At 46.5% G+C, this 6,813-nt stretch carries 6 protein-coding genes; all 6 read left to right on the top strand.

What is annotated here, in order from left to right; translation table 11 throughout:
* Window positions 1-182: 182 nt before the first annotated feature.
* The 6 genes from ACP5PX_RS07055 to ACP5PX_RS07030 all read left to right on the top strand — a co-directional run bounded on the left by ACP5PX_RS07055 (window position 183) and on the right by ACP5PX_RS07030 (window position 6,758).
* The gene (locus ACP5PX_RS07055; RefSeq protein ID WP_428085265.1) at window positions 183-1,439 is read left to right on the top strand and encodes a lipopolysaccharide biosynthesis protein; all 1,257 of its coding nucleotides are present in this window, start codon (window positions 183-185) and stop codon (window positions 1,437-1,439) included.
* A 2-nt stretch (window positions 1,440-1,441) separates the two neighbouring features.
* Window positions 1,442-2,023, top strand: coding sequence for a GNAT family N-acetyltransferase (locus ACP5PX_RS07050; RefSeq protein ID WP_428085264.1), 582 nt, complete (start codon window positions 1,442-1,444; stop codon window positions 2,021-2,023).
* 83 nt (window positions 2,024-2,106) lie between these two features.
* Window positions 2,107-2,997 (top strand): GNAT family N-acetyltransferase, encoded by an 891-nt coding sequence (locus tag ACP5PX_RS07045; RefSeq protein WP_428085263.1) that lies wholly within the window; start codon window positions 2,107-2,109, stop codon window positions 2,995-2,997.
* Window positions 2,975-4,396, top strand: a complete 1,422-nt coding sequence (locus ACP5PX_RS07040) for a polysaccharide deacetylase family protein (protein WP_428085262.1) — start codon at window positions 2,975-2,977, stop codon at window positions 4,394-4,396. Before ACP5PX_RS07045 ends, ACP5PX_RS07040 begins: the two co-directional genes overlap by 23 nt.
* 80 nt (window positions 4,397-4,476) lie before the next feature.
* On the top strand, window positions 4,477-5,679 hold the full coding sequence (locus ACP5PX_RS07035) for an O-antigen ligase family protein (protein ID WP_428085261.1): 1,203 nt from the start codon (window positions 4,477-4,479) through the stop codon (window positions 5,677-5,679).
* Window positions 5,679-6,758, top strand: a complete 1,080-nt coding sequence (locus ACP5PX_RS07030) for a glycosyltransferase (protein WP_428085260.1) — start codon at window positions 5,679-5,681, stop codon at window positions 6,756-6,758. The genes ACP5PX_RS07035 and ACP5PX_RS07030 overlap by 1 nt, the downstream gene beginning before the upstream one ends.
* The last annotated feature ends 55 nt before the right edge of the window (window positions 6,759-6,813 follow it).

The following is a 6,813-nucleotide window of genomic DNA, read 5'->3' as shown; positions in this document are numbered from 1 at the left end:
GCTGCGACCCGGAGCGCATCGTCAGGGCAGCCCTGGGGGCTTGGCAAGGAGAGGAGACCGCTTGGCCCTACGGCGACGGCTGGGCGCGGGAGAGGATTGTAAGAGCGATTTTAAATTATGCCCTGCAGAGGGATTAGAAACATGGGGCCGCAAACACAGCCTGGACTTGGGTTAGGAAGGCGGTGAGCTCAGTTCTTCCACGTGGCCGGTTCACCCGGAGCGTCGCGGTGCTTGCTGGGGGGACCGCGCTGGGACAAGCCATAACTGTGCTCGTCTCGCCCGTGCTCACGCGCCTCTATTCCCCGGAGGACTTTGGAGTATTAGCTGTTTATTCCTCCATCCTGGGGATTCTCTCCGTTGTGGCAAGTTGGCGATATGAGCTTGCTATCCCCTTGCCAGAGAAAGACGAAGATGCCATCAATCTTCTCGCTCTTTCTCTGGGAATTGTAGTACTGATGAGCCTGTTAGTGAGTTTCGGTCTCTGGCATCTGAGCGATCAAATTGTGCGCTGGGCAAAGGTTCCTGCTCTCCGGCCTTATGTGTGGCTCCTACCGATAGGGCTATTGTTAGTAGGAAGTTATCAAGTCTTCAACTACTGGGCGGTGCGCAAACACGCCTTCAGCTCTATTGCGCGGACTAAGTTGTATCAGGGTTTTGGTACCGCTTTTAGCCAGATTGGCGGAGGCTTTCTGACGAGTGGGCCATTAGGGCTGATCATCGGACAAATTGTGGGGCAATGTGCGGGGATCATCACTTTGGTAAAGTTATACCGAAATCATGAGAACAGTTTAGAATTTGATTTTGCGAAATGCACAAATTTAGCAAAAAGATATAGGCGATTCCCTATGCTCTCAACATGGCCTGCTTTTGTAAACGCTGTAGGTACACAACTTCCTGTTATTGCTTTGAGTGCAGCCCATGGCACCCAGGTGACGGGTTGGTTTTCCTTAGCCATAAAAGTCTTCGCATTTCCGCTTTCAATAATCAGCGTTTCCACATCTCAAGTGTTAATGGGACAAGCGGCAACGTATAAGCGTTTACCTAGAGAACTGCAGTTGCTCTTTTGGAAGGTTATTAGGCAACAATGCCTTCTGGGTTTACCATTGTTGCTTCTAATTCCCATAAATCCTGTCATCTTTCCCCTGATTTTTGGGCAAGAATGGCGAACATCTGGCATTTACGCTGCAATTTGGCTTCCCTCACTGGTTGCCACTTTTATCGCGACTCCAACTGGAGCCTTTCTTGATGTCTTGGAGCGCCAAGATATTTTTCTTCTACGCGAAGCATTCCGTGTGGCTATTCTTGGAGGAGTGGCGGCCGTTTCCGTGCTTTTGAAGGTCAAGCCATTAATTATGCTTTCTATGTTATCGGGAGCCACTGTTATATTTGCTTTTATCTACGCGTGGCTGTCTTTGTACGCAATAAAAAGGGAAGGTTAGCGATGGTTTTACTGATCCGTCGCGATTATGTTGTTTACAGACTCCAGCTGAGCGGAATTGGCGAACCCGCTCCTCCTGATATAGCTGCCCAATGTCTTGAACTGGACAGCAAAGAGGAAACTGCGCGTCTATTCAAAAATGACAAAGTTCTTCAAAGCAGGTTTTATAATTTTTGTAACAAAGGTTTTTATGGGATAGTTTGGCATAATGAAAACAACTGGCTCTCTTATGCTTGGATGAGTCTCCCAGAGACCAATGGCCCTCCTCATTTGCCGCGGTCTTTGCGGCGGCTTCCAGTTTATTGGATATTCTATTGCCGAACAAAAGAAGAATATCAAGGAAAGGGGTTGTTCAAAGCGAGCTTGAGATTACTGGCTTCTTGGGCACGAGAACGTGATCCCAATGCTGAGGTTTACATTGACACTGAGCCCACTAATGTCCCTTCCAGAAGGGCAATAGAAGCCGTTGGGTTTGCCTCAGCAGGGATCATAACCACTTGGACATTAACTATCCCGAAGATCGGGTCGTTTGTCATATGCGGATGTTGGGATAAGAAAGCGCGGCATCCGGAGGTAAGAGTTTAGTGAAAGGACACTCAAACATGGGCTCGGTCCTCGCTTTAGAAAGTTGGCTGGAATTTAACCGATATAAATGGGGTGTTACTCCCTTGAAGGTTCGGTTGACAGAAGACGATAAAGATATTCCCGCCATTGAAGCAATTCTGTATCTTGATAAAAAGGGTTGCATTGTGCAACCCCCCTTAAATCCTTATTTGCCTGTCATCTTTTATCCAACGCCTACCCATAAAAGGTCCCGCTTGTATCGGCAATGGCTCAGTTTGAGTAAGTTGCTTGTAGAGGAATTCCGGAAACGCAGGGTAAGAGGCTCAGTGGCATTTCCCCCCGAAGTGGTGGATGTTAGGCAGTGGCAATGGAATGGTTTTACTGCTGAAGTGCGATACACTTTTCATATTGAGTTGCCTTACAAAACGGAAATGATTGATTATTCAGATCGAAAGCAAATTAATAAGGCGCTGAGAAGTGGATTTCGGTGTGAAATTGCGGATAAAGATAGTTATGCCGATGTGGTAACATGTCTTTGGGAAACAGAGGCTCGGCAAAAGTTTCGCTATCGACTTGCTCCGAGAGATTTAAAAGTAGGAGCTCGTTTGTTGGGCAGAGATGTGTTTCGGATCTATGTTTGCAGATCAAATTCTGGCGAAGTAGTAAGTGCTCGGATCGTTATTGCCCTTCCTGAAACCTACGCAATGGATTGGGTAGCTGGGACAAAAAATCACTTCTTGTCCTCTGGTGCCACACAATTGCTCATTTGGCACATATTGGAGGATTTAGCGAAATATGGGGCTCGAGGGTTTGATTTTTGCGGAGCAAACTTGCCGACGGTAAGCGCAGCAAAATCTGACTGGGGAGGCAATCTTGTGCCGTATTTTGTAGTTCGCCCTTTAAACTTTAGAACGATTGTAGGTTATACAATTCGGCTTTTGAAGCAGAAGATGAGTAAAAAGGCGAAAGAAAATGAGTTCAATAATTTTAATTAGCTGTCCTCCAGGATATGAATCAGAACGTAGATACATATTCTATGTCATTTTCACTGAATTCCTTGGGCTGACTTGCCAACTCCGAGAGTATTTAGAAGACAAGGTAGAGATTCGCGTGCTTGGAGACCAGGCGGGACGCAGATTAGTGTGGCCTGATGTTCTCTTTCAGACTAATCCTTCCGATTGGTTGAGCGCAGATTCCCTACCCAAGGTACCGCTACCAAAATGGCGAGCCCAAAAGGATCTGGTGGAGGCAACCATTACGGATCCGATAATACCGGTAATTTATGGACGATCGTTCGAAGGCAAAGACGAAGAAATGTGGTTTGTTCAGTATGATCATTCAATTTACCTCGGGATTGATATTGCTGGTTCTGCATTCTTTATGCTTACCCGCTATGAAGAGATTGTATTACCCGACCGCGATAAGCACAATCGCTTTCCAGCGAAGGCATCTTTGGCTTACCGTGAAGGATTCTTGGAGCGGCCGATAGTCGACGAATACATAGAGATTCTTTGGGCTTGTATGAAACGCTTATGGCCTGAGCTAGAACGGAGGGACCATAGTTATCAACTTTGCCTCAGCCACGATGTGGATCAGCCCTTGGCCACAGTGAATAGGCCCTGGTCTCAAGTTTTGCGAAATATTAGCGGTGACATCATTAAGCGAAGAGATTTGGCTTTAGCTTGGAGGCGCTTTAAAAGCAGAATTACAAGAGATCCTATGGAGGATCCACACAATACTTTCGATATCATTATGGATTTGAATGAACGCTATGGACTGAAAAGTGCTTTCTACTTTAAATCTGGTGTTACCAATCCGAAATATGATGAACATTACTCCTTAAATTCACCATGGATTCGGCGATTGATAAAATGCATTCATGAGAGAGGACATGAAATTGGCTTTCATCCCAGTTACGAAACTTACAACAATCCATCGCTATTTCGTGCCGAACTTGATTCATTTATGAGAGTGATGGATGAGCTGAAAATTTCGCAAACAAGGAGGGGCGGACGCCAGCATTATCTACGCTGGGAAAATCCTACTACATGGCAGATCTGGGAGGAGGCAGGTTTAGACTATGACGCCACCCTAGGTTTTGCCGATTATGTGGGCTTTCGCTGCGGCACGTGTCGCGAGTTTCCGGTGTTTAACATTATAACAAGGAAGAGCCTGTATTTGCGAGAACGCCCTCTAATTGCAATGGACACCACATTACTAAGCCAACAATACATGTCTTTGCAGTCAGAGCAAGCCCTTGACCGGATCGAACGCCTTTCTGGCATTTGCCGTTGCCTGAGGGGCACTTTCAGCCTTCTCTGGCATAACAACAGTTTGATAGAGCCCTGGCAGAAGCAGCTTTATCTAGAAGCTCTGGAGGTTTTAACGAAATGAGCCTGTCAATCCTGGCCCATTCAGGTGGTCAAAAGACACAAGTGTTAGAATCTCATCCGCGGCTAAGGGTAGCTTACCTTATGTATATGATCACGCTCTTGATTTTCTACTTGGCCACCCCTGCACTCTCTTATCTTATTTTCTGGGGGGAAATACCGCGGCTTCAACTTTCTGCAATTCATGGTCTATTTCTTGCCTTTGCTTTCGGTCTTCGCTTCCTACTCTTGCTAACAGGACAGATGCCCGTCCGGAATGGATACCTTGCCCTCGGATATCTCTTGTTGATATGGATCTCCGTGATACAAATTATCTGGTTTCCTACCATCTCCACTCAGGTTGGGCTTGAGGTCTTTGCCTCCACCATTGCCTTTACCTTCATTAATGCTTGGTTAGTTTGGCTTGGTGGAGAAGCATTAGCTTATCTCATCCGTCAAAGGCGACATCTCACTTGGATCGCTCTTTTTGTCGTTTATCTTGGCCTGGTTTTCGTGATCCTAGATGGAATCCGTAGAGGATTCGCGTTTTACGGGAAGCCTTTCTTTGCTTTTCAAAATCCTGTTTCGCTAGAGGTGTATAACTATTTAGCCCTTGCCGATTCACTCGCTATTGTTGGGCTTCTGCTCTTGGGCATATCAAATAGAACCTTTATTCTCTATGCTGTCACTTTGCTTTTTCTCTTGTTTACTTACTCTAGAACCAGTTTTTTGCTCTTTTTGTGTGTCGGATTGCTTCTACTGAGCTTAAGGTTCCGGCGAAGGTGGAAACCACAATTTATGCTTGCTTTGTTGGTGATTGCGATAATAGCCTTGTTAGCATTCATAGCTTACCTGGTCCTTGTCGAAGCAGGAGTGAGAATTCTTGAATCAATCGATCTAGTTCTTGAACGTATGAGCATACTGTTCACAGGAAGTGATCCATCTATGCAGTCCCGGTTGGAGCTCCTTAGGCAAGGTCTCCGCTTGCTAGAGCGGCACTGGCTGCTGGGCTACTTCATGGGCGAGACGGTTGAGGCGGGAAAGGGAGCCTATATCCACAATTGGTTATCCTTCTGGCTTGCCTATGGAATCGGTCCCTTTGTGTTGTCTATATGGCTTTTGCTCTCGCTCATCGTTAAAAGTTGGTGTCAACGGAAGCGCAATCCGCTGGCACTAATTGGATTTAACCTCCTGGTATTTGTACTGTTGGCAGTTAGCTTTTCCCGTTCCTACATCTGGCCATACTTTTGGTTTGGGCTCAGCTTTGGTGGGGCTGGACTGCTTTCCTGCCGAAGGAGGAGCATTTGATGAAGGTCGCGGTCCTTCTCCATTGGAATGAGGGCGAAAAAAGCGGCGTTTTTAAAAAAGTCGTCACTCAGATACGCATGTGGAGCTCCCAAGAGATTTCGGTTTCACTTCATCTTGTTTCTCGAAATTTTTTATTAGATGTGTGGCAACGTCATTTAAAGGAAATTCCTGTGACTTTTCACCCTTATAATTGTAATCTCATAACCAGGGTTAGGGCCTGGAGACAAGCAGTGGAAGCTGTGAAAGCACAGCGACCTAATATAGTATACCATCGTTATGATCTCTATATGCCTGCGTTACAAAGTTTATTCCGAACATTTCCGCTAATTTTGGAAATTAATACCAATGACCTTAGGGAATACTGCCTTGCAAAAGGATTAAGATGCTGGTATAACCGCTTTACTCGAGCACTGTTATTGCGCGAGGCGGCTGGGTTGGTCTTTGTGACTCATGAATTGACTGGGTTGCCATGCTTCGCTCGGTATCGTAAGCCTTTTGTGATCATTGCCAACGGAATTTCTCTCGATGATTACCCTTTGCTCCCTCCACCAAATAATGACGAGCCCCGACTGATTTTTCTTGGGACGGATGGCCAGCCTTGGCATGGTGTGGACAAGGTGATTCGCATGGCAAAGCATTTCCCTCAATGGCGTTTTGATATCGTTGGAATTAGACGGGAGAGGCTTAACCAAGTCCCTCATAATGTTTCGGTCCATGGGCCTCGCGATCGCTTGGCTTACGAACCCCTGTTGGCTCAGGCTGATGTGGCCATAGGAACGTTGGCTCTGCACAGGGCGGGCATGAACGAGGCATGCTCATTGAAGGTGAGAGAGTATCTGGCTTATGGGCTCCCCGTGATTATTGGTCATAAGGACACCGACTTTCCTCGAGGTGCTCCATTTATCTTGGAACTTCCGAACACTGGGGACAATGTGGAAAGCAACATCGCAAAGATTGAGGATTTCGTATGCAGATGGAGGGGTCAAAGAGTGCCAAGGAGCAGTATTTCTCATATAGATATTCAAATCAAGGAGTCCCAGCGAGTAGCGTTTTTCCGCAATATGCTGGGGATGAGATAATGCGCTGTGTCTTGCTGGTTACTGGTTTGGGATATGGCGGGGCGGAAACGCAAGT

The organism is Hadarchaeum sp. (SeqCode) (genome assembly GCF_049969415.1).
GTDB lineage: Archaea > Hadarchaeota > Hadarchaeia > Hadarchaeales > Hadarchaeaceae > Hadarchaeum.
Note: the sequence above shows the minus strand (reverse complement) of the source record. Positions and strands in the feature narration are given on the sequence as shown.

Excerpts from the sequence above, each read along its gene's own strand:
- ACP5PX_RS07050 (WP_428085264.1), top strand. The coding sequence starts at position 1,442 with ATGGTTTTACTGATCCGTCGCGATTATGTTGTTTACAGACTCCAGCTG.
- ACP5PX_RS07040 (WP_428085262.1), top strand. The coding sequence starts at position 2,975 with ATGAGTTCAATAATTTTAATTAGCTGTCCTCCAGGATATGAATCAGAA.
- ACP5PX_RS07035 (WP_428085261.1), top strand. The coding sequence starts at position 4,477 with ATGTATATGATCACGCTCTTGATTTTCTACTTGGCCACCCCTGCACTC.
- ACP5PX_RS07030 (WP_428085260.1), top strand. The coding sequence starts at position 5,679 with ATGAAGGTCGCGGTCCTTCTCCATTGGAATGAGGGCGAAAAAAGCGGC.